Genomic DNA, 23,217 nt, shown 5'->3' with positions numbered 1-23,217 from the left:
TTCAGCCAGCTTCTCCGTTGCTTCGAGCTCATGGGCGCACCATCGCCTCTGCTAACGGCTGCATGCTTTTCAGATCATTCCATACGAGCACCTTCAGCTGCAAGCCTTCAACAGCTTCCGGCAGTCTCAAGCTTGCTGTGTAATCATGAGTCTCCCATCCCTGCAGCTCACTCTTCACCGCAGACAGATGCACCGTACGTCCATTCTGATCCTGGAGCACGACAATGGCCGTCACAGGCTTCGAGTCCTCGCTGTTGTTCGTGATGGTATAATGTGCTTTCACTTCGCTGGAAGACGTCCATTGCGTCACTGTCTTCCCATCCTTATCCACAATCGACAGCTCTCCGACCGTTACTGGCGGCAAGTTGGCTGCGGATGTACCGTATACTTCAATCTCTCCGATACTGTTCCAGCCACTGGACGAGTTACCATAGCCGAGCAAGCGCACGTATCTGGCATTCGTCGATTGCAGCTCATAAGTCTCGAAGCCCAAGGTCATCCCGCTCGTCTCTACCTGTGTCAGCACCGGACTCCACACTTGACCATCCGAGGACACTTCTACACTGAAGTAGGACTTACGAACGTTACCGCTATGGTAAGCGATCTTCATATGACTCAGACTGCGGATGGAGCCTAGATCAAGATCCAGCCGCTGCGCGGTGCGGCTGCCGAGGGCACCTTGGCTTTGTGACGACCAGCGCGTCGACAGGTCGCCGTCCGCTACATTCGCCGGCACGTTGCCGTCATGCTCATCAGCTGTCACCGAGACAATGGTGAGCTTCTCTGTAGATGCATCATCTGGCATCGTAACAAGCTTCTGATTCGACAGCTTCGAGCGATTGCCAGCCTCATCCTCCGATTTCATCCCTACAAAATAGGTACGTCCCGGCAGCAGCCCCTCGATCGTGTGCGTTTCGGCATGACCGACGGCTTGAGGCGTAATGCTGTTATTCACAAGCAGAGCCGATTCGAAGCTGTCCTCTGTCATCGGACTTGTGCTGTAGCGAATCTCATACGAAGTCGCTGTGCCTACATAACCGTCATCGCCGGTCGAGGTCCAATCCAGCTTGATTGAATATGGACTGACAGCCGTCGCAACCATATCCGTAATGCCTGCTGGCGCAATCGTATCCGCCACCTGCGGCATCACAACCGTGACCACATTCGACAAGGCCGCTACATTGCCGGATTCGTCTCCTGCCTTCATCGCTACATAATAGGTTGTATTCGGATACAAGCCACTGAGCGTCATCGCTTGATTCGTGCCCGGTACAGCCGGTGTTGGCTCTCCCGATGCGCGTTTCGCTTCATTCCAGCTGTCTGCTGTAATCGGCTTCGTATCGTAGCGCACGTCGTAATAGTCTGCTTTCCCCACATTGCCATCATTGCCCGGAGCTGTCCAGCTAAGCTCAGCCTGACTGGAGGAGATGGAGGCTGCTGCTACATCTTGAATAGCGCCTGGCGCTGTCGTATCGACGATCGCTGCATCCGTATACTGCACCTCGATCGTGGTCTCACCTTGTGCAAGCTGCACGCGCACGTAACCGCCAGTCTCGGTGAAAGTAGCCGGAGCACCGTTCACGGTCAGCTGCTGTGCTTTCTTACCGAATGGCACTCGCAGACTCAGCTCCGAGCCACCTGCCGGCACGAACACATGACCGTTGTGGCGCGAACGATCGTTTACATTCATCGTCAGCGTCACTGGAGACGAGGCTTGCGCCAGCTGTGTGCCGCGGTACGTCAATCCCGTCGCCTCACGAATCATGTACTGCTCCACTGGACCAGCATCGCGCACATAGGCGAACGTCGCATCGCTCGTCACATGTCCAACCTGTACAGAAGCGGATTGCTGCTGCAGCAAGTACGTATCGAGGTGTCCATCCTTCTGAACTGTACCTCCAGCACGCTGTGCATCACTCAGGTTGGTAACTTCCGGAAGCTCTTCCGTTATAGAAAGCGGAACAAGAATTTGCAGGAGGCTCGCCTCGGCTGCTTGCTTGCCTGCCTTCACATAGCCGTGCACCGTGTAATCGTCCTTCACGTACGAAATCTCGCCTTCATGATCGGTCAAGGTTACTTGATCGCCAAGTACCCATGCAGCAAACTTGGAGGCCGAGCCGTACACGCTGTTCGGATACACCCATACCCGCGAGTTTCCTTCGCCGCTCATCGTGCCCTTACCGCCGTGAATGTTCACCTTGAAATCACGCGGAGTGCCGTCCTTGCTGCGCAGCTGATCCGCCACGACGAAGTATTCTTGAGCTGGGAACGCAATCGAGCGATCGATATACCCGAGGCTCTCGCTGTCCGGAGGATACAGCAGTGGATTCTCGCCCTTGGTCGTATCGTTCTGAATGTTAATGAACCGCGCCGACTTCTGCTGGAAGTCGAAGAAGTCCGTATCGATGCTGTAGGTCGAAGGCGGCGTCTGGCTCTCCGCAAAATCAACCGGCCACTTCCCGTCGAGTGTCGCCGTGTTGTGCGCGTCGCTCGTCCGGTACCACGATCTGCGCACCGCATCTCCATAAGCAGAGCGAGAATAGCCGGAGTCGCTCGCCATCATCTGATTTTCCGCGTGGATGATATAGCTGAGATGGTCAAAGTTGTTATGGTTATCCGCTTCGGCTACGCCATGGAATAGCAGATAACGGCTCGATGGATCGTTCACGTTCCAGTTGTTCCGGAAGATCGTCTGTCCGCCCTCGTTGAAGAACTGGGTACCCGAGCCTTCAGGCGCAATCGGAGCTACATTGGGCGCGTACGTCAAATATTTATCCAGGTCCATCGTGTCGTCGTAGCTGGCGCCGGTATTGTTACCGAATTCGCCGCCCCAAGGCGTCTTATCGGTCGTCGCATAGCGCCACTGGAACAGATTGCCCCACTTAGCCGAGCTATGCAGCGGAGTCGTGTCCTCATTGGTCATGTACTGGCCTGCGACCATCTGAAGGAAGTTATGGCGAATGTAGGAGTCTGCGAAGTTCGGCAGCCAGCCCTTGTTGTTCGCGATATTGAACTCCCAGATGAACGCCGGCTTGTAGGTGCGGAACTGGTCCACGCCCGAGACGTTCTTGTAGTGGTACATGAACGGCAAGAAGTTAATATGCGAGTAGATATAATATTGCGACCCTTCCCGATAAATGCCGTCCTTACTGAAGAAGTAGCTCAGGTTCGAGTTCGCTGCCTCCAGCGCCTCCTTCAGCCAATCCTTCGGCGTGTTCATGCCCGACTTGCTGTAATCGGACAGCACGAGCGCGAGCGAGCCGAGACCCCAAGCTGGCTTCGAGCGATGATTGTGCGGACGCGGGCCCCAGCCGCGGTCGTTCACACCGTCTACGCGAATCCAGATATTCTCATAGAGCGTCTGTGCTTCGAATGCGAGTCTATCCCGGATCATCGCGTCGTCCGCCGGATCGAGATGCGGCTGCATCCAGTCGTAGGCCGCAGCGAAGTTCTGCGCCCAGTTCGCGCGATATGTCTCATCGATCGGAGAGCTTGATATCGTAGGCTCAATCTCAGCACAGGTATAGATCGGACCGTCATACGCACGCTTCAATGCATCTACCGCACGCTGCTTATGTACCAAACTGCCTTCCATTGTGTACATGAAGGCGTTGTACTTGGCGATACGTGCCATATCCCCATAATACGAATGGATAGAGCTACTGAACGTACAGCCTGGTACCGCTGGCAAATCTGCGGTTAAATATTTACTCGAGTTAATTGAGCTCCATAGCGAAGCTGCATAGTCATCTGCTGTTCGCTTAGCATACACGGCCGCCTGTTCGTTCGAACGGAACCATAAACTCGGATGCTGCTCTTGTGCGGGCATTACCGGAGTGGTATCCGTTGTGAACCCTTGATAGCTCTTGTAATCGACCGCAAGAGCCGTAGGTGTCGCGACTGTAGCTGCCAACACCGTGCACAAGACGATGCTCCAACCTTTCTTGACTTGCTTGTAGATCATGCTCACTCCCCCAGCCTCATTATTGAAAGCGCTTTACATCCTATAATGATAGCGCAGTCATAAATAAAGGTGGGATGGGCTAAATACATGAGAGGTTGTGTTAATTCAAGATTTGTTCACTTTTGCATACAAAAAAACACCCAATCCTCCATACACAAGGACTAGGTGTTAGCTGTAAAATGCAAATATATGTAAGTAAGGCAGCCATCAGGCTGCCTCGTTGCAATTAGTACAGGAACGAACGGCTGATGATGACAAGCAGGATGAAGAGAACCAGAATTGCACCTGTGGAAGTCCAAACACCTGCGCCCGCTGCGTATGCCATGAATATCGTCCTCCTCGAAGTTGTTTTGTTGTCTTACGCTATATCTTATGTCGGAAGGACGCAAGTGGGATGGGCGAGCGTCACGTCAGCTTGCAAAATGGTCAGTGGCCCAGGTGAGCGGTAAATAAGCGCTCCTCACAATATCGTCTCGCCGAACAGCGAGCCGGCCAGCTCGACCGCAACCTTGGCTGTCGAATTCAGATGGTCGAGGATCGGATTCACCTCGACGAATTCGGCGCCAACGAGCACGTTCGCCTCGGCGATCATCTCCATCGCAAGCTGGCTCTCGCGGAAGCTGAGCCCGCCTGGCACCGGCGTGCCGACGCCCGGAGCGAACGACGGATCGAGCGCGTCAAGATCAAGGCTCAGATGCACACCGTCCGTCCCGCTGGTCACAATGCGCAGCGCCTGCTCCATGACGCTCGCCATGCCGATGCGGTCGATCTCATGCATGGTGAATACCCGTATGCCCAGCTTGCGCAGGAACAGCTTCTCGCCCTCGTCGAGCGACCGCGCCCCGATAATGACGACATTCTCGGGGTGAATGCGCGAGCGATCCGGTCCGCCGATTGACGTGAGCAGCTCGTGCCCGCAGCCGAGTGCGATGGCGAGCGCCATCCCGTGGATGTTGCCGGAAGGCGACGTCTCGGCCGTGTTGACGTCACCGTGCGTATCGTACCAGATGACGCCTAGCTTCCCGTAATGTGACGTCAGACCGGCGAGCGTGCCGACCGCGATGCTGTGATCACCGCCGATGATGAGCGGGAACCGTCCGGCCGTCACGATGCCAGACACCTGCTCACACAGCTCGCCGTTCACGCGGGCAATCTCGTATAAATATTTCAGGTTCGTACCGGGAGTCGGCAGGATGCGGGCTCGGCGCACCGTCAAGTCGCCTTCATCGTGCACCGTGTAGCCAAGCGCCTCCAGCCGCTGCTCGAGACCTGCGCAACGAATGGCGCTCGGTCCCATGTCAACGCCGCGTCGGTCAGCGCCCAGATCCATCGGTACGCCGAGTACGCTGATATGTCGGTTACGGCTTGGATTCATCGTCCTCATCCTCCTTGTTGTAGGCACAGCCTTATGATTGCATGACAACGTTATTCCTCACGAAGCACCTTCACGATTCGTTCAATCGCGTAGTCCAGCTCCTCCTGCGTGATCGTCAATGGAGGCGCAAGACGAATCGTCGTGTCGTGTGTCTCCTTGCACAGCAGACCCAGCTCCATTAGCCGCTCGCAGTAAGGCCTCGCCTTGCAGGTCAGCTCGATGCCGACGAACAGCCCGCGACCGCGGATGTCCTTCACCCGCTCCACACTCGTCAGCACCTGCAGCCGCTCCATCAAATACTCACCGAGCGTGCGGGAACGGTCAGCCAGCCGCTCATTCTCGTACACCTTCAACGCGGCAATAGCGACCGCGCTCGCAAGCGGATTCCCCCCGAACGTCGAGCCGTGGGAGCCCGGATCGAACACCTGCATCACCTCGTCGTCTGCGGCGACCATCGACACAGGCATGACGCCGCCACCGAGCGATTTGCCCAAGATATACATATCGGGCACGACGCCCTCATGATCGCAGGCGAACGGTGCACCGGTACGACCAAGCCCTGTCTGAATCTCATCGGCCAGCAGCAGCACGCGGTTGTCCTTGCAGATGCGCGCCGCCTGCTGCAGGTAGCCGTCCGGCGGCAGCACGATGCCCGCTTCCCCCTGGATCGGCTCCACCAGGAACGCTGCCGTATTCGGCGTGATCGCCTGGCGCAGCGCCTCGGCATCGCCGAACGGAATGACGGTGAACCCCGGCGTGAACGGACCGAAGCCGTCCTTGTACGCAGCGCTTGTCGAGAATGACGTGATCGTCGTCGTCCGTCCGTGAAAATTGTTCGAGCATACGATAATCTCCGCCTCATTGCTCGGCACGCCCTTCACCCGGTACGCCCACCGCCGCGCCGCCTTGATCGCGGTCTCCACCGCCTCCGCTCCTGTGTTCATCGGGAGGAAGCGGCTTTTACCCGTGAGTCGATGAAGACATTCGTACAGCTCACCCAGATGCTCATGGTGAAACGCTCTTGAGGTCAGCGTGACCTTGCCGGCCTGCTCGAGCAATGCCTGCAGGATCGCAGGATGCCGATGTCCATGATTAAGCGCTGAATAGGAGCTAAGCATGTCGATGTAACGCTTGCCATCCACATCCTCCACCCACACACCTTCCCCCTTCACGATCACGATCGGAAGCGGATAATAATTGGCAGCACCGTACTGATTCGTTAGTTGGATCAGCTCATTGGATGTTTTCATCGGATCAGCCTCCCTTTGCCTCCATTATATCAAGAAACGATTCGCAAATAGCGATAATTTTCTGATTTTTTCGACTATTATACATGTAATATATTCCTGTCCGCTTCTGTTGGTGCAAGCTGTTCCGAACGTGTCAAACTTCACCGTTACTTCGTGTTATGTGATACAGAATGTATCATTCATCCGTGCGATAATAACTTCATCGAAAGCCACACGAAGCAATCGATAACTACAGAACCTTAAGGAGGATGTTTGTTTCATGAAAAAGCTAATGATGATCGGTGCAGTCGCAGCAGTCGTCGCGGTAGGCTCGGGTATACTCACTCCGGCAGAGGCCGATGCCATGTATTACGGCTATGTGCCTAAAGGAATGGCTGAAACGTGTGAAATGGCATACTGGTGGTACTTCCTTCGTTAATCCGCATATGATACAAGGACATGGTCGACCGACAATCGGTCGGCCATTCTTGTCATTCGAGCTGTCCTTCTCCACCTCAAAAATTAACCGTGGTATAAATGTCCCTATGTTGTATAATGAAATTAAAGTCCAATTCTTCCCTGCCAACTAGGGGGTCCTACTATGAAAATGAACGCTACACCTAAGAGTGACCAGTTCCTTGAGGCACTGTTCTCGTTGCTTCGCTGGTTCTTTCTATTCGCTTGCATCTGGATGTACTTAGCATATTACGAAACGGTGGAGACCCTGCCTTACTTCTGGGCTCTGGCCGGGTTCGGGCTTGCCTATATGGCCACTGCCCAGCTCGTCCTATGGCGGTCGCCTCTCCATAGCCGCACCTACTATGTCATCACCCGTCTTGGAATTGTGTTCGACCTCGTTGCGGTCTTGTCGATCATGAGCTTGACCGGCTGGGCGGGCAGCCCGCTGTTCCCGATCAGCTATCTAATCGTGCTGCATGCTTCTGTCTATTGGGGCGTGCGGGGCGGTCTTTATTTGGCTGTGCTGCTCGCAGCTGGCTACACCGGCATCCTCGCCATATCGGGAGCACTTCTGCCTGTACATCCGCTTCCGTATCATGTAATGAACTACATCTACCTGTTGTTCGTCGGTGGATTAGGCGGGGTCATCGTAGCGCGGGAGCGGAAGCACTTGAGCGAGAAAAGCTTCTATGAGCAGCTCGCGAAGAAGGACTACCTCACCGGCCTGTACAACCACCGCTGCTTCCAGGAATCATTATCGGATTCCTTGCACAAGTCGAAGCGGCTCGTTGTCGTCATGGCCGATATCGATTACTTCAAGTCGGTCAATGACCGCTACGGGCATCAGACTGGCGATCTCGTATTGAAGGAGGTCGCTGCGACGCTCGATACGCACTTCTGCCCGCCGATCGGCAGCGCGTACCGCTACGGCGGTGAAGAATTCGCGTTGCTCGTCTATGATCAAGACACCGCCAAGGTGGCCGCTCGGCTCGAGGAGCTGAGGGAGCGCATCGCGCAGCTTCGCTTCGATGCGGACGGCCAGCCCTTCTCGGTGACGATGAGCTTCGGCGTCTGTCCGTACCGCGGCCAGTCGAAGGAAGAGCTGCTCCACCAAGCTGACGAAGCGCTGTACGAGGCGAAGCATCTGGGACGCAACCGGGTGCAGCTGGCATAGAGGCTGTGAGAGCAGGAATCGAGCATCCCAGCCCGCCTTGTCTTATCGTCCTGGCAGACGGCGCGGCATCGCGAAGTCTAGCCACTGACAGCTCTGACACCTCTGACATCGATCCGAGCTTCGAGCAAGCTCAAGAGCCTCTGACCTGAGTGTCAGAGGCTCTTTTTTACATTATAAGTAAGATTATTGATGGATATATTGTCGGTCCGTACCGTCAAGACGCATCTTGCCGTTCTTCTCCTTGATTCAGCTCATTAGCTATTCACAGCATGAACGATTAATAAGGTAAAGAATGACCTTGTTCCTGTTCATTGCCACGCTGCTTCACGAGCTTCAGCGACGCTACGATCAGGAAGCTGACGATGACGAGCAGCAGCCACGAGCTGAGCTTACCGAGGTGAACGAGACGCCAGGCGGCCTGCTGGTCAGGGTACTGCCAAGCGCCGAAGAAGGTGGCGATATTTTCCGCGATCCAGATGAAGAAGCCAATCAAGACGTAGGACAGCACGAGCGGCATGCGGTATCTCGTCGTGCCCACCTCATACGTAACCCACGTTCGCCAGAACACGACCACCACGAGGGCGGACAGCCACCAGCGCAGATCGAGCCAGTAATGATGGGTGAAGAAATTCATGTAAATCGCAGCGGCCAGCGGCACGACCAGCCACAGCGTGGGCCACCTGATGAGCTCTACGTTCAACCTGCGCCACGCCTGACACAAGTAGCTCGCCACGCTCGCGTACATGAAGCCGCTGTAGAGCGGAACGCCGAGCACCTTGGTGAAGCCTTCCTCCGGATACGACCAGGAGCCCATGTGCACCTTGAACCACTCAAGCGCAAGGCCAATGATATGGAATACGGTGATGACCTTCAGCTCATCCCGCGTCTCAAGTCCCGAGCGCACCATCCACACCTGCATCGCGAGGCAGATCAGCAGCAGCCAGTCGTACCGCGGCAGCCACGGCAGCGGCAGCAGCTTCGTGACGGCGAGCGCCCCGAAGATGACGACAGGGAATACGCAGGAGAGTGCCTGCGCCATGCCGAACCGAACGAGCTGACGTATGACGTTCATCTTCGACTTCCTTTCTATGTAAGAGGGATTATTCTATATATATCATGTTCGTAGGTATAGCATATAGGATTGAACAATAGCATGACAACCATTTACAATGATAAGAGATGTAAGTGCTGATCATTATTTCTATGTATTAGAGGTAACATACTCGTATAAGGGACGGTTATCCCATGAACCTGTTGATCAGAACCTCCTGCCTGGCTACCCTCACGGTGTGGTCCATGGCAGCCATCCTTGGCGCCTGTGCAGTCTCGCACTCACCTTCTCCTGAACCGCAAGAACGTCACCATGTCCTCCCCGCTCCGCATCCAGAAGCTCCAAGCGAGCGCGCGGAAGAAGCGATTTCGTTAACCTTTCAGCCTGTCACCATGCAAGCTCTTACGGAAGGCCAGCCGAAGCCAGACTGGGACCACGTGAAATCTGTCGTGTTAAGCGATGCCGCTGACGCGCCTATTGAGGCTCATTTCTTTGTTGAGAAAGGCAATGTCGGGCGTGCAGGTGAAGCGTATGTTTATCTGGAGCACAAGGGACGACTGTACGAGCTCGGGGATGTTGCAGCGTCCTATGGTCTTGACGAGGTTGCTGTAGAGCTCTTGAAGCCTCCGTATACTTCGGGAGTCAACGATGTTAGGATTATAGCAGGTCTGGGGACTTCGTTCACGACCTGGCACCTGATTGGATATGACGAGGCTGACGGTAAGCTACTGACTTGGCAAGTGATCGGTCGTCCCAGGCTCCTCGATCTGGATGGAGACGGTCTGACTGAGCTCGTTGCCGTATTTGAAGGTGTACACAACAACCCACCAGATCTAGCCATTTTTCGATCGACGAATGAACAGCTTGAGGTGAGCAACATGAATTCGCAAAGCGGAAGAACAGGCATACCTTACACCCGACTTATGCTGGAGAACGATCAGCCTGTCATTCAAGCTGGTGACTTTCTGACGGACACTTCGGTACATTACAGGTACGTTAAGGGAATATTAATCCAATTGCCTTAGCTCATTAGCGATTCTTAGAGTTGTATGACATGATGGCATATAACTGCTGCAGCAATGTCGTGGACAGAATAGTGAACAAGTCAATGAAAAGGATCAGCACGATACAGAACAAGAATGCTGCTGCCATGAGCCACACCCGCTGCTTCATAAAGATATCAGCCTCCTCATTACAGCAATAACCCGCCTGCTTCCTATGTGGATGCTAGCGGGTTAGTTACAACATTATTCGAATACATCCTCATGCTTCAAGACAATACCATGCAGCACCTCTGAAGCATTCAATAGACGATACTTCTGATCATGAAGTCCGTACAGCTTAATATCCTCAATGTATGGAGTAATGATCCAATACTCTTGAACCCCCTACCGCTCATAGATCGAGAATTTCTCCACTAGATCACGCTCTGCATTCCGTCGTCCAGGGGACACAATCTCGACGACCAGATCGGGAGGACCATAGATGCCTCGTGCCTGCACTCGATCAAGCCTCTCCTTGCTAACAAAGGAAAGGTCCGCTAATCGATAGTCCTTACAGGTGACATCCCCATGAAGATAGAGTGCGGTGTTGTTAGCGAACAACTTGCCTAACCCTCTTATCTTGACGAAGGAATAGATCAATCCGTTCAAGTTGGACAAAATGTACGCATGTTCCGTCCCTCTAGGTGTCATCATCTGCTTCACACCACCCCAAAGCTCATACCGCTCATCGGTCTCCAGCTCATCAAGCATGTGTATCACCTCTGCCCTCATAATAACACGGCTAGGTTTGCTCTTCCATTTCCTCCAAACCACCTCAGCTGATACAATGAGATGAGGAGAACTTATCCATGTCGCACACACTACAATAGCTGTCAGGAGGTAGAAGTGAGTATGGTCAAAAAAACAATAGGCATCATCAGCCTCATTGTCGTCATCGGGATCGGCTGGTGGCTCGGCTCCCCTCTCTTAATCAGTAAGCATGTTGAAGAAGCGCTGCCGGCCTCATCAAGTACGAGAGTATCCAGCAACGCCTCGGAACAGCCCGGTCAGCAGCCTCCATCGGCTACGAAGGAGGAAGCGGCTGCCGTCGTCCCGAAGCCAGATGCGACACCAGCTGCAGCAAGTGAGGACGTACCGACGCGTTATGAAGGAAGCTTCGTGGACGGCGATCCCGGACATTATGCCCAAGGCAAAGTGTACACAGTAGTCGCGGACGGGAAAAGCTATCTTCGACTCGAGTCGCTTGATGCTACGAATGGTCCCGATCTGTTCGTCTATGTGAAGAAGGGCGATCAGAAGACTAGCGAAGGGATTAGCCTCGGTCAGCTGAAGGGCAATACAGGCAGTCACAATTACGAGCTGCCGGATGGACTTGATCTTACTCAGAACGACACCGTGGTCATCTATTGCCGTGCGTTTCATGTCGATTTTGGCTATGCGGCCTTGAAGCCTGCAGCAAAGGGTGAGGCTGCATGAAGCTGCAGCCCTGGAAGGAGCTGAAGCTCGGACGCAAGCTGCGGCTCTTGCACGCGTGGAACGGCTGGACCGTCCTCGTGCTCGCGGTTACAGGCATACTGCTGTTCGTTCCCGGCCTGCGCGGTGACCTCGCGGGAATAAGCGTGCGGCCGATAGTGAAGGCCGCTCATATCGGAGCAGGCATCCTCTCCACCCTCCTGCTCCTGCTCTATATGCCTTATATGCTCAGGCATATCAAGCAGCTGCGCACCAGCAAGCCTCAGCTGCTCAATCTGATGCTCGTACTGGCACTTCTCATCGGCTGGACGGTCAGCGGCTATGGACTTACAGCGGTGCGGAGCCTGCCCCCGGAATGGACATCCGCTTCCCTGTTGCTGCACGACGTGCTGACGTGGATCGGCATTCCATTAATTGTGTATCATTCGTTCTCCCGTAGCCGCATGCTGAAGCGGCTCAAGGATGCGAGCAAGGCGCCATCGCAAGAAGCTTCTTTACGTACTCGTCCAGCCCCCTCCGAGGCTCCTCCGTTCTACACGCGTCGATCGTTCGTGCGCGGCGTGCTCGGTGCTGGTCTGCTGCTGCTCGTAGGTCCCCCGTTCTGGCGCTGGGTCAAGTCCAGTCCGAGTCTATTCGGCGGAGCGACCGTCCCGATTCAGGACATGATGATCGACGCCAACCAGATGCTGCCTGCGCCGCTCCCTCTACCCGAGTCGAGCCCGCCGATCGGCGGCGGCTATCGGGGACAATTCCGTGTCTATACGGTAACGTCCATCCCCTCCTTCCAATCGACGGATTGGCGGTTCCGGGTCACGGGACTGGTCGACAAGGAGCTGTCGCTGGGCTGGGACGACTTCCTGCAGCTGCAACGAGAAGTACGTGTGATCGACTTCCACTGCGTCACCGGATGGTCGGTGCTCGACTGCACGTGGGAGGGCATTCCGCTGACGCGGCTGTTGGAGCTGGCCGGTGTGAAGCCGGAGACACAGTTCGTCAAGTTCTACTCCGGCGATGGCGTCTATACCGACTCTCTGACGCTGGAGCAGGCCCAGGCCGATGGCGTCATGGCTGCCTTCCTGCTCGACGGTCAGCCGCTGCCGAACCAGCTCGGCGGTCCCGTGCGCCTCATCGTACCGGACATGTATGCGTACAAGTCCGTCAAGTGGCTCGATACGATCGAGCTACTCGACCACGACCACGTCGGCTACTGGCAAAAGCGCGGCTACGAGAAGGATGCGTGGGTGCCAGAGCGATTGAAGAATATTTAGAACACATGTTCGCTATCACTATGTTACTAAGCATAAAGAAATACCACATACTCAGATACACTTGCCGTATCCGAGTATGTGGCCATAGAGCGCGCAGCATAAGCACTGCGGTGGAAATAACCTCCTCCACTCCAATTCTTTCGTGAAAGCGACGTAGCTCACACGCACGTGGCAACTCAATGAACTTGATCGTTTAACTTCTCGATCTCCTGTCTTGTTAAGCCTGTCGCCTGCATAATCATTTCCGTACTTAAGCCCATGCTCAACAGGTTTTTCGCAACCGATAATGCTCGTTCCCGACTACCTTCTTCCTTACCCTCTTCCCTACCTTCTTCCTTACCTTCTGCTCTGCCTTCTGCTCTGCCTTGTGCCCTGCCTTCTTCTTTTGCCCCTAGGATCATAGACACTTCGTCATGCAGTGCCTTCTGACGCATTTCATAGAGCTGGCGCGCTTCTCGGTCTTGACTGAGAAATTCCAGTGTATCCATCGCTTTGCGCAGTGTCGGTTCATTCATCGACAATTCCCCCCATCGTTCTTTTTGGACTCCCTTGAGAAAAAGCAACCACTTCACCAGCTTATTGTTCAGCGTTTCTCTCTCCTGCTCCAGCTTGGGCAGCTCCAAAAAATGAATCTCGATCAAGTCGGTCAGGACGACGTCGGTCTCGTCTTCGCGCAAATGAAATACGTTATGGAATCGTTCATTATCGATATAATCAAAGTTCACGATATTAATCGCAATCGTCTTACGCAGGTCTCGGTATGGCTTGCCCTCGGTTAGCTGCGCGGTGAACATTTTGCTCCAGTAATAGAGCGTTCGTTTCTCCATATCGTAGCGGTTGAAGAGCTGGATTTCGATATTTACCAGCTTACCGTCCGCCGTCTTGGCGTGTATATTCACGAACAAGACCATTATACCATATTCACCATTATAGAATGGATACATTTCAGAGCGGAGCGCTCCTGGAACAGCTTGACCTGTCCCGTCCCCGCTGCTATCCTGATTGACATACACTTCCAAGCTACACCCTTCAACTCTTATACCAAAGGAGCCTCCCCATGCTGAAGCAAGTCGACGTCGTCGGAGCAGTTATATACAACGCAAAGAACGAAGTGCTCTGCGCACTTCGCTCGCATAAGATGTCCCTTCCAGGACTATGGGAATTCCCTGGAGGCAAGATCGAGCCCGGCGAAGCGCCGGAGCAAAGCCTCGTCCGCGAAATCGAGGAGGAGCTCGATTGCACCATCGAGGTCGGGGCACTCATCGCCGACATTACGCACGATTACCCGACCGTCCGCGTCAGGCTCATCACCTACGAGGCTGCGATCATCAACGGCGAGCCGATCCCGAAGGAGCATGAGAAGCTCGTCTGGCTCTCGATCAACGAGCTCGACGCCTTGGAATGGGCGCCAGCCGACCTGCCAACGATCGAAGAGCTGAGGAAGCGAGCAGGCGGGTAGAGGGATGAGGGGTTAATGTCTGAGCTGCCGTCTTTCCGCTTCTAGCAACGCGCCAGCGCCAGCCACAGCCCAGCCCCATCTACCCAATCGCCTTATTCGCCACCGGCACGAGCTCCGGTGGCATCTCTTCCTTCAACCTCCATACGAAGCTCATCGGCTTGCTACCCGAGTGCCTCACATACTCCGCTTCTCCTAAGAAGGTGAACGGCGACGTGAAGCTGTGCTCCTCCTTGTACTCCCTCACGAACAACAGAATCCGGTTGCCTGTCTCCTTGTGGCGGATGTACCGCCTCGCCGTATTCGTCTCCTCGGAGATGCGGCTCTGCGTCTGCCAATGAAACAGTCGCTCATTGATCGCATAATCCTCGTACAGCGTCGACGGCGAGAAGTCCTTGTCCGACTTCTGCAGCGTGATGAAGAAGATGTCGGTCCCCTTGTCCTCGAAATATTTCACGCCCTCGCGGAACGCCGGCGCCTTCTCCTCGTTCCAATAGCCGAACGCCGCGAGCACCTGATCAGTCGAATACGTGCAGTGTAGATCCAGCGGACAGGCGTATGGCAGCTCATTACGGCGATCGACGAAGCGAAGATGAGCTTCATTATACTTAAGCACCTCAATCATTTCTTCCCTGAAAGGTTTACATGCTGTAATAGTCTGCACCGCCTGCTGCACGTCCCGGAACCCTTGCTTGTGCGGCTCGGACCGGTAGAACGTGTAGTAGAACATGTTCAGCATCAGACGCTCCTCCTCGGTCTGCACCGGCCTCCCTTCCTCCAGATACGCGATCAGAAATTGCAGCCATCTCCGCGAGTTGATGCTCAGCAAGGCCGGCATCCGCTTCACGAGCGTATCCATATGCTCGAAGTGGAACGGCTCGATTAAGCCCGCCTCCGCCATCAGGCCGCGCAGCGTCCGGTTGCCCGTACGCCCGCCGTACAGCTCATGCACACTCATGCCGTAGTACCGCGTGAAGTGATCCAGTGTGACACTTAGGCCTGTGTCGTCAGCGAAATATTTCAGCTTGCTAACGAGACTCTTGCGGTTGATCGTCGTCTGCTTCAGGTTGCGCAGAATGTAGTCCTGCGCCTGCTTCTCCAGCTGGATGAAGCTGCCGCGCGGCAGACTGGAGAATCCGTGCTCGACGTAATGCTGCACCGAATGCTTCGTCTTGCCGAGCAGCGCCCGGAATTTCTCCTGGAAGCTGTACTCCTTATGCGCCTGTCCGATGAAATCCAGCACCGTCAAGCATTCCTTGCCGTCGGCCAATCGAAGCCCGCGCCCCAGCTGCTGCAGAAACACGGTCAAGCTCTCCGTAGGCCGCAGGAACAGCACCGTGTTGATCTCGGGAATGTCGACCCCTTCGTTGTACAGATCGACGACGAAGATCACCTTGATCTCACCCATCACAAGACGAGCCTTCGCCGTGCTGCGCTCCTCGTCGCTCGACTTGCCATGCAGCGCCATCGCCGCAATCCCTGCGTCCTGGAACACCTTCGCCATATAGAGCGCATGCTCGACGCTGACGCAGAAGCCTAGCGCCTTCACCTCGTCGAGGTCCGTCACATATTTCTTCAGACTGTTCAAGATTTGGCTGGCGCGAATTTTGTTGTGCGTGTACAAGTTCTCGAGCTCCTGCAGATCGTAGCCTCGCCGCGACCACTTCACCTGAGTCAGATCGACGCTGTCCGTCACGCCGAAATATTGGAACGGACAGAGCAGCTTCCGATCGATCGCATCGGTCAGCCGAATCTCCGCAGCGATCGTATCGTCGAAGTGATGCAGAATGCTCTTGCCGTCCATCCGCTCCGGCGTCGCCGTCAGTCCGAGCAGAATGCGCGGCTCATAGTGGGACAGCAGCCTCTGGTACGAGGGCGCCGCGGCATGGTGAAATTCATCGACAACGATGTAGTCATAATAATCCGCGGTCGTGCGCTCGGCCAGCCTGAGCGTGTTGAAGCTCTGGATGCTGATGAACAGATGGTCCAGTGAATCTGCCTCATGACTGCCGACGTGAAGCTCCCCGAAGTTCAGATCCTTCAGAATGAAGCGGAACGTATCGAGACTCTGCTTCAGAATCTCCTCGCGATGGGCAACGAACAGCAGACGGGCCCTCTGCTGACGCCCGGCGAAGCGCTTGTAGTCGAACGCCGAGATGACCGTCTTGCCGACGCCCGTCGCCGCCACCAGCAGGTTGCGCGTTCGGCCGTAGAGAACTCGCTCCGCCTCCAGTTTCTCAAGAATTTCTTTCTGGTAATCGTACGGCGTCAGATTGAACGAGAAGATGAGCTTGCCTGACTCTGACTCCTGCGCCTTCTTCTTGCCGAGCGCTTGCTTCAGCAGCTGCTGATGCTCCTCGTCCGCAGCCGAGAAGCTCTTGAACTCACGGTCGTTCCAATAGCTCTCGAACGTCGCTTCGATCTTCTTCAGCACATCGTAGGCATCCTTCTCCGTCACCTTCAGGTTCCATTCGAGCCCGCTCGTCAGCGCCGGATTCGACAGATTCGAGGAGCCGACGTACGCCGTCGTGAAGCCGGTATCCCGCTTGAACACGTACGCCTTCGCATGCAGCCGCGTCCGGTTCGTGTCGTACGAGATTTTCACCTCGGTGTTCGGCAGCTGGCACAGCTCCATGACCGCCTTGTAGTCGGTCGCCTCCATGTACGTCGTCGTAATGACCCGCAATCTTCCCCCACGTGAAGTAAAATGGTCCAGCTGCTCCATCAGACAACGCAGCCCGCTCCACTTGATGAACGACACGAGCAGCTCCACCTGATCGGCCGTCATAATCTCCGCCTTGAGCTCGCTCATCATGTTCGGCTCCGCCTGCGAGCCGGTGAACAACGAGCTCTGGGACAGCGGCGTCACCGGCCGCAGCACCTTCGTCTCCTTGACGCTGCGTATATGGTTCAGCTTCGCGTAGATGTAGGTGAGCACCTCGCCCCGCTCATCGAGCTGCCATTCCTGCAGCTCCTCCGAGCCTAGCGCACTTCGCAGCACCGCGATAATATCGTTGCACGCGCGCACCTGCAGCAGCAGCGCATCCGCATCGTCGCCGTGCTGCTCACGAATGAGCTTCAGCGCCCTTCGAGTCACTGACGCGAGATATCTCGACAGCTGCTTCCGCGCCTCCTCCGCATCGAGCGGCTCGATGCCGATGTCGTACTGGGCTGGGTCGAGCGCAGCCAGCTGACTGCGCGTCACCGTATTGATGATCTGTTCGTACAATCCTTGCTTCATAGAACACCTCATTTTACTCGAATCGTAACAGGGCTCATTCGTTGCATGTCACTGCAGCAGCCCCTGCTTCTGCTCCTTGCGCTCGTAATGCACGTGCAGCCGGTATAGGCAGATGTCCCTCGTCCATTGGTACACGATGGCACGATGCTCAGGCGCCAGCTCAAGCCGCAGACCGAATACCCCATCCTCGAAGGTCGACATGCTTCCGCGGGCTTCGGCCCACTTCGTCATCGGCATGCGCGCGATGAGCTTGCTGACGGTAGCCTCGTTATAGTCCCACAGCTTCCTCGAATCTTGATCGGAGAAATCGATCCGTCTGCGATGCTCCTTCTCCGTCAGATAGCGATGGAAGAACGGCGCGACCTCCAGCGGAGTAACCGGCCTCCACCACTGCTCCGGACCCCGCTCCACCATGTAGAGGAGCACGATCATCTTGTAGCTCTTCGTCATGACCGTCTTCTCGACGTCGCGCAGCCAAGCTTCGTGCTCGTAGTACGCCTCCTGCTCGTCCTCGGTTAAGCATTCCGCCCAGTGAAGGAAACCAGCATACGAGCCGAACTCGCTGCGGTATTCCCAGCTGTTCGACCTGCCGTACAGATGCAGCTCCAGATACGTCGGAATACGTCCTAGCTCGTGCTTCACATCGAGGAACGACCGATGCAGCTTGTCGCGGTGCGGCAGCTTCTTGCGGCTAAGCTCGTCCAGCAGACTGATCACCGCCGTCTCCAGGTTCAGCTCACAGCCCGCCGGTACAGAAGGCAGCACCGCCTCCTTGGCCGCCTTCCCCTTCGCCTCCGCGCCGCTCGAGAACAAGCTCAGCTTCACATCCGCATTTCGGTAGTTGCCGATCAGGTCAATAATCGTGCAGTGCGTCTTCTGCTCGAACAAGCGAAGTCCCCGTCCGACCTGCTGCGTGAACACGGTGAGTGATTCGGTCGGACGAACGAACAGCAGCGTATCGACACTCGGGATGTCTACTCCTTCATTGAACAGATCGACCGTGAAGATGACGTCGAGCTCCCCGCTCGTCAGCCGCTGGATCGCCTCCTCCCGCGTTACACCGACTGTACTGGAGTGAAGACTGACGGCTCGAACGCCTCTCTCTTCATAATATTCCGCCAAAAAATCCGCCTGCCGAATCGACGAGCAGAAGCTAATCGTCCGTGTCTGCTTATGCTCGCTCCATGCGCCATAGATCTTGTCCGCCAGCGACTGCTTCAGCTGGGCGGCGGTGAGCTGCTCGTCATCGTAATGCGAGCCGAGCCAGCGGATCGACGAATAATCGGTATCGTCGTACACGCCGTAATAGTGGAACGGCGACAGCCAGCCGCGACGAATCGCCTCGATGAAGTGAATCTGGTACGCTACATTGCCGTCGCAGAGGGCGTACACATCTTTGCCATCCATCCGATCGGGTGTCGCGGTAATGCCGAGCAGGAACGTCGGCTGGAAGTATCGTATGACCGATTGATACGACGAGGCAGCCGCATGATGGAACTCGTCGACGACGATCAGATCGAACCGATCGGGGGCGAACGACTCGCGGTGCTTTTTCATCCCGAGCGTATAGATCGAAGCGAACACACAGTCGGCATCCCCCTCCTTGACCGTCCCGTTATAGAGACCGAGGCTGCGATCCGGCATAATACGCTGGAACGACCGCTTCGCCTGGTGCAGAATCTCCTCCCGATGCGCGACGAACAGCACCCGCTCGAACCGCTCGGCGAAGAAGCCAGCCAAGTACGTCTTGCCAAGACCGGTCGCCATGACGACCATCGCCTTGTCATATTCCTCCTCAAGCGTTCGCTCGAGCGCCTCCAGCGCATCGATCTGGGCGAAGCGAGGCGCAATCGGGGCGGTATCGGTAGCGTCAGCTGTGTCGTCAACCGTGCCTCCTTCGCGCTCCGTCTGGTATTCCTCCTCCTCGAGCTCGGTGATCATGCGGGTGAGCTCGGGATTGTGGCGATGACAGGTCCGATATTCCTCTTCGTAGCTTGCGATCGTGTGCTCGTTGAGCGGCAGCGTCGACTCGTGGTAGAAGTTATGCATGAACTTCTCCAGCGCGACCTGGAACGTATACGGCTCCGCCCTCGCATTCATTGCGAGGTTCCATTCCATCCCCATCCGCATCGCCGACATGGAAAAATTAGACGAGCCGACGATGAGCAGCCCTTCCCCATTGTCGTAGTCGAACAGGTACGCCTTCGGGTGGAACGACGTGCCCATGCTGCGCCACAGCCTCGCCTCGAGCCGTGCATCGATCGCACATAGAGCACGCAGCCCCTCGGGCTGGGTGACGAACAGGTAGTCTCCAGCGAGCACCTTGACCTCGGCTCCGCGCTCGATTGCACGCTTCAGGTGAGGCGCCAGCAGACGTACGCCCGACTGCATGACGAACGAGGTCATGATGTAGATGCCGGAGGCATGCTGCATGCCGCTGATGAGCTCATCGGCCAGATTCTCGGTGATGAGCTTAATGTTAAGCGCGGTCTTCGACATCAATAAGGTACACCCGGTCCCGGAAGCCGCCACGGGCGTCCGCCTTTCGTTGTCTTAACGCGTCGAGCTGCTCCCAGGTGGAGCCATGTACCTCAGACAGCGCGCGTATGACCTCGAGGAGATCGGCCAGCTCCTCCAGCGCATGCTCCGACTCCTGTGCGGATGTATATTCCTGAAGCTCCTCATGGAGCTTGGCGATCAGCTCGCGCTTGTACTCTGCTTCCTCGAGCAGCCGAGTGCGGCATTGCTTGCCGCTTGCCTCGATGACCTCGGGTATTCGATCTCGGACCAGCTTGTTATAGACGGGCATCAGTTCGTTCATCCTTTGGCAGCTAGTAGTGAATTCTATTGGAATTGTATCATATCGTTGCTAGACTGACTTACACCTTTACTCCTCTTTGGACAAAAAAAGCTTATACGGCAGCCAGAACAGCAGCTCATAGATAAACGTGCGGACCCAGAATTGCTCGCCTAGTAACTGGATTCCCTGTTGAATGAGCACTACGAGCTCGATGCGCCCTGTCATGAAGCTTGGCTTCAGCTGCTTCAGCTCCTGCAGATTGTGCTCGCATCGCTTGATCAAGCTCTGCACAGGCTTCGTATGCCGATGGGGACTTTCTTTCATACGGGATAGGCTGCGCTCTAGCCGAGCGATCTCCTCCTCAATCTGTTGCTGCGGGTTCTCCGCCAGTACACGCTTGTAATAAGAGACTCTAGTATAGCCATACCACGCTCCAGTGAGCAGGTAGGCTGGAAACAGCAGCGGCAGCAGCTCGACTAACATACGTAACACCCTTTCCTCTATGTCCATATATACCCTTATATTACCTTGTGGTTTGGACAGATGGTTGTCAGGGAATGTATGTTCTAGCGGACAGTTAATACAATAATTTCAATATTTGTAAAAATAGTATTGTATCTCATGCATATCCTTGAAGGTTAAGGAGAAATTATGACCGTCAGAGACAAATAATCACATTTTCAGGAGGTTAGAACAGTAGTATGGACCGAGAATTGTTACCTACAGATTCATCTCACGTTCAAAATGAAGAGCTAAGCACCCTAATGGCCACAATGAACGACAGCCAGAGCACATTGGAGGTTAATCTGCAGCGGTTTCGTGATAATGACCTCGATTATTACGATGCGAAGCAGGATGAATCCGATATTGTTCACTATTACAGAAACATTGACCTGACGAGCCAGAACCCAAAGCAATTGTTTCAAGCATTAAAGGGGCTATTAACCGAAACCCACCATACGGAGATACGCTACCGTAGAGAAAGCGACAAGCATCTCAAATCCTTGGTCGACCTACACCCGGATGGTACATTCCGCAGCTTGTACTCTGGTAAGGAGGCAGACCCCCTTACAGTGCTAAAGAGTGATCAAGCGTTCATGCAACAAATCTCGATGCAAGAGCTCACAAGTGGTATCGAGAATTATCCGCTCAATATCGAGCACGTAGTTCCACAGTCTTATTACGGCAAGCAAGAACCGATGAGAGGCGATTTACATCACCTGTTTTACTGCGAAATACCGTGCAATACTCATCGCGGGAACAAGAGTTATGAAGACTATCCGGACTATAATCCGGAGCGTACATTACAGAGAGATACCATTCGCCACGATTGTGGGAAAGAAACTGGGAACGATGCTCTTGCCGGGGGCGAGTTTGAACCGGAGTATGGTAAAGGTCTCGTCGCGAGAGCGACGCTCTACTTTTTGCTCCGACACGGTGACAAGCTTCTCTCGCAATATAAGACCATGTTTAACGTCCAGGTACTATTAGACTGGCATAACCAACACCCGCCCAACCTGCTCTATGAGAAGCACCGGAACCAGACGATATTCCGCATACAAGGAAATCGCAATCCATTGATTGATAAGCCCGAGCTGGCCGAGCAGATCGACTTCTCAGCTTTTTCGAAATTACACTAACATACAAGGGGGACTTCAATCTATGCTCAATTACCGTATTCCACGCTTTGAGGTTCTTGCACAAGAACAATCCGTCTATGAGAAGCCTGCCGGCGTTCGGATGATCCAGGCTGAAGAGGTATGGCCGCAGAGCCGCAAGGGCGAAGACGTTGTAGTAGCTGTCATCGATAGCGGGTGCGACGTGAACCATACCGACTTGAAATCGAACATTATCGATACTCGCAACTTTGTTACTACGGAGGGCGGTGCCCAAGATGTAACTGATAGGAACGGGCATGGAACCCATGTAGCCGGTACTATTGCAGCAGTAGAGAACGGCGCAGGCGTCGTCGGTGTAGCGCCTAAGGTCAAGCTACTCATCGTTAAAGTGATGCAGGAGTATAAAGATGCCAATGGGGATGTTAGCTACGGAGCCTCGAATAGCTGCATTATCGACGCCATACGCTACTGCATGGAATGGCGTGGTGGTGCAGATGGTAAGCAGCGCGTACGAGTGATAAACATGTCATTAGGCGGAGAATTCAACGATCCGAAGCTCCATAAGGCGGTTCAAGAGGCCGTCGCGAACGACATTCTGGTTGTATGCGCCGCTGGTAATGAGGGAAGAGGCTCTGGTGCAGCCAATGACGAGATTATGTATCCAGGCGCCTATCCTGAGGCGGTATGTGTAGGAGCCATAAGTCTTGACGGCACCTTCCCGCCGTTCACCAACACTAACGATCAGGTTGATCTCGTAGCACCGGGAGATGACATCTGGTCCACCTATACCAAGCCATCTTATGCCAAGTTAAAAGGAACTTCGATGGCTGCCCCTCATGTTGCAGGTGCTGCAGCGCTGTTGATCAACTGGCTAGAGTCGAAGTATAATCGAACGTTCACCGAGCCTGAGATCTACGCTCAGCTCATTAAACGGACTGTATCTCTTGGGGAAGACCCTAGACTTGAGGGCTGCGGCTTACTACAACTGAATCATGTCATTACGGTAACAGCGGACTCTGTTCGTGTTCGCAATCATCCGATTCTGGCTTGATCGTTGTATCGTTCCGTCTTAAGATGCAACCCCTCACGATGCTGTGAGGGGTT

At 54.9% G+C, this 23,217-nt stretch carries 20 protein-coding genes; 8 read left to right on the top strand and 12 right to left on the bottom strand.

Translation table 11 applies throughout. The features are described 5' to 3' along the window. Positions 1-28 precede the first annotated feature (28 nt). The 4 genes from PAE68_RS05355 to rocD all read right to left on the bottom strand — a co-directional run bounded on the left by PAE68_RS05355 (position 29) and on the right by rocD (position 6,589). On the bottom strand, positions 29-3,964 hold the full coding sequence (locus PAE68_RS05355; RefSeq protein WP_281884824.1) for a fibronectin type III domain-containing protein: 3,936 nt from the start codon (positions 3,962-3,964) through the stop codon (positions 29-31). A 226-nt stretch (positions 3,965-4,190) separates the two neighbouring features. Beyond that, entirely contained in the window at positions 4,191-4,289 is a 99-nt protein-coding gene (locus PAE68_RS05350; RefSeq protein ID WP_281884822.1) for a YjcZ family sporulation protein, read from the bottom strand. 135 nt (positions 4,290-4,424) lie between these two features. Further along, positions 4,425-5,339 (bottom strand): arginase, encoded by a 915-nt coding sequence (gene rocF, locus PAE68_RS05345; protein WP_281884820.1) that lies wholly within the window; start codon positions 5,337-5,339, stop codon positions 4,425-4,427. Between the two features lie 50 nt (positions 5,340-5,389). Next, positions 5,390-6,589: an ornithine--oxo-acid transaminase gene (gene rocD, locus PAE68_RS05340; RefSeq protein ID WP_281884818.1), complete on the bottom strand. Its 1,200-nt coding sequence runs from the start codon at positions 6,587-6,589 to the stop codon at positions 5,390-5,392. A gap of 259 nt (positions 6,590-6,848) precedes the next feature. Between rocD and PAE68_RS05335 the strand changes: the two genes are divergently transcribed. Together PAE68_RS05335 and PAE68_RS05330 are read left to right on the top strand one after the other, a co-directional pair. Beyond that, positions 6,849-7,007 (top strand): hypothetical protein, encoded by a 159-nt coding sequence (locus PAE68_RS05335; RefSeq protein ID WP_281884816.1) that lies wholly within the window; start codon positions 6,849-6,851, stop codon positions 7,005-7,007. A gap of 162 nt (positions 7,008-7,169) precedes the next feature. Continuing rightward, entirely contained in the window at positions 7,170-8,201 is a 1,032-nt protein-coding gene (locus PAE68_RS05330) for a GGDEF domain-containing protein (RefSeq protein WP_281884814.1), read from the top strand. Positions 8,202-8,478: 277 nt separating this feature from the next. Here the strand turns inward: PAE68_RS05330 and PAE68_RS05325 are convergent, their stop codons facing one another. Then, a complete protein-coding gene (locus PAE68_RS05325; RefSeq protein ID WP_281884812.1) occupies positions 8,479-9,273 on the bottom strand; it encodes a DUF817 domain-containing protein in 795 nt (264 codons plus the stop codon). A gap of 371 nt (positions 9,274-9,644) precedes the next feature. Here PAE68_RS05325 and PAE68_RS05320 point away from each other — a divergent pair, with 371 nt between their 5' ends. Beyond that, the gene (locus PAE68_RS05320; RefSeq protein ID WP_281884810.1) at positions 9,645-10,277 is read left to right on the top strand and encodes a hypothetical protein; all 633 of its coding nucleotides are present in this window, start codon (positions 9,645-9,647) and stop codon (positions 10,275-10,277) included. Between the two features lie 4 nt (positions 10,278-10,281). Here the strand turns inward: PAE68_RS05320 and PAE68_RS05315 are convergent, their stop codons facing one another. Beyond that, positions 10,282-10,425, bottom strand: coding sequence for a hypothetical protein (locus PAE68_RS05315; protein ID WP_281884808.1), 144 nt, complete (start codon positions 10,423-10,425; stop codon positions 10,282-10,284). A gap of 215 nt (positions 10,426-10,640) precedes the next feature. Continuing rightward, on the bottom strand, positions 10,641-11,006 hold the full coding sequence (locus PAE68_RS05310; RefSeq protein ID WP_281890910.1) for a Uma2 family endonuclease: 366 nt from the start codon (positions 11,004-11,006) through the stop codon (positions 10,641-10,643). Positions 11,007-11,147: 141 nt separating this feature from the next. On the opposite strand from PAE68_RS05310, the gene PAE68_RS05305 reads away from it, so the two are divergent. Next, positions 11,148-11,732 carry a DM13 domain-containing protein gene (locus tag PAE68_RS05305; protein WP_281884806.1) on the top strand — a complete coding sequence of 195 codons (585 nt, stop codon included), beginning with the start codon at positions 11,148-11,150 and terminating at the stop codon, positions 11,730-11,732. Continuing rightward, positions 11,729-12,997, top strand: a complete 1,269-nt coding sequence (locus PAE68_RS05300) for a molybdopterin-dependent oxidoreductase (RefSeq protein WP_281884804.1) — start codon at positions 11,729-11,731, stop codon at positions 12,995-12,997. The genes PAE68_RS05305 and PAE68_RS05300 overlap by 4 nt, the downstream gene beginning before the upstream one ends. Before the next feature lie 176 nt (positions 12,998-13,173). Here the strand turns inward: PAE68_RS05300 and PAE68_RS05295 are convergent, their stop codons facing one another. Beyond that, entirely contained in the window at positions 13,174-14,010 is an 837-nt protein-coding gene (locus PAE68_RS05295) for an Rpn family recombination-promoting nuclease/putative transposase (RefSeq protein ID WP_281890908.1), read from the bottom strand. Positions 14,011-14,054: 44 nt separating this feature from the next. Here PAE68_RS05295 and mutT point away from each other — a divergent pair, with 44 nt between their 5' ends. Next, entirely contained in the window at positions 14,055-14,456 is a 402-nt protein-coding gene (gene mutT, locus PAE68_RS05290) for an 8-oxo-dGTP diphosphatase MutT (RefSeq protein WP_281884802.1), read from the top strand. A 79-nt stretch (positions 14,457-14,535) separates the two neighbouring features. Here the strand turns inward: mutT and PAE68_RS05285 are convergent, their stop codons facing one another. The 4 genes from PAE68_RS05285 to PAE68_RS05270 all read right to left on the bottom strand — a co-directional run bounded on the left by PAE68_RS05285 (position 14,536) and on the right by PAE68_RS05270 (position 20,986). Continuing rightward, positions 14,536-17,694: a DEAD/DEAH box helicase gene (locus tag PAE68_RS05285; RefSeq protein ID WP_281884800.1), complete on the bottom strand. Its 3,159-nt coding sequence runs from the start codon at positions 17,692-17,694 to the stop codon at positions 14,536-14,538. Positions 17,695-17,742: 48 nt separating this feature from the next. Continuing rightward, positions 17,743-20,193 (bottom strand): DEAD/DEAH box helicase family protein, encoded by a 2,451-nt coding sequence (locus tag PAE68_RS05280; protein WP_281884797.1) that lies wholly within the window; start codon positions 20,191-20,193, stop codon positions 17,743-17,745. Then, positions 20,174-20,503, bottom strand: a complete 330-nt coding sequence (locus PAE68_RS05275; RefSeq protein WP_281884795.1) for a nucleoside triphosphate pyrophosphohydrolase — start codon at positions 20,501-20,503, stop codon at positions 20,174-20,176. The genes PAE68_RS05280 and PAE68_RS05275 overlap by 20 nt, the downstream gene beginning before the upstream one ends. Before the next feature lie 78 nt (positions 20,504-20,581). Then, positions 20,582-20,986, bottom strand: coding sequence for a hypothetical protein (locus PAE68_RS05270; RefSeq protein WP_281884793.1), 405 nt, complete (start codon positions 20,984-20,986; stop codon positions 20,582-20,584). 209 nt (positions 20,987-21,195) lie between these two features. Here PAE68_RS05270 and PAE68_RS05265 point away from each other — a divergent pair, with 209 nt between their 5' ends. Both PAE68_RS05265 and PAE68_RS05260 read left to right on the top strand, forming a co-directional pair. Continuing rightward, positions 21,196-22,134, top strand: coding sequence for an endonuclease (locus tag PAE68_RS05265; protein WP_281884791.1), 939 nt, complete (start codon positions 21,196-21,198; stop codon positions 22,132-22,134). A gap of 22 nt (positions 22,135-22,156) precedes the next feature. Then, a complete protein-coding gene (locus tag PAE68_RS05260) occupies positions 22,157-23,164 on the top strand; it encodes a S8 family peptidase (RefSeq protein WP_281884788.1) in 1,008 nt (335 codons plus the stop codon). The last annotated feature ends 53 nt before the right edge of the window (positions 23,165-23,217 follow it).

It is taken from the genome of Paenibacillus sp. YYML68 (assembly GCF_027923405.1).
Classification (GTDB): domain Bacteria; phylum Bacillota; class Bacilli; order Paenibacillales; family NBRC-103111; genus Paenibacillus_G.
Note: the sequence above shows the minus strand (reverse complement) of the source record. Positions and strands in the feature narration are given on the sequence as shown.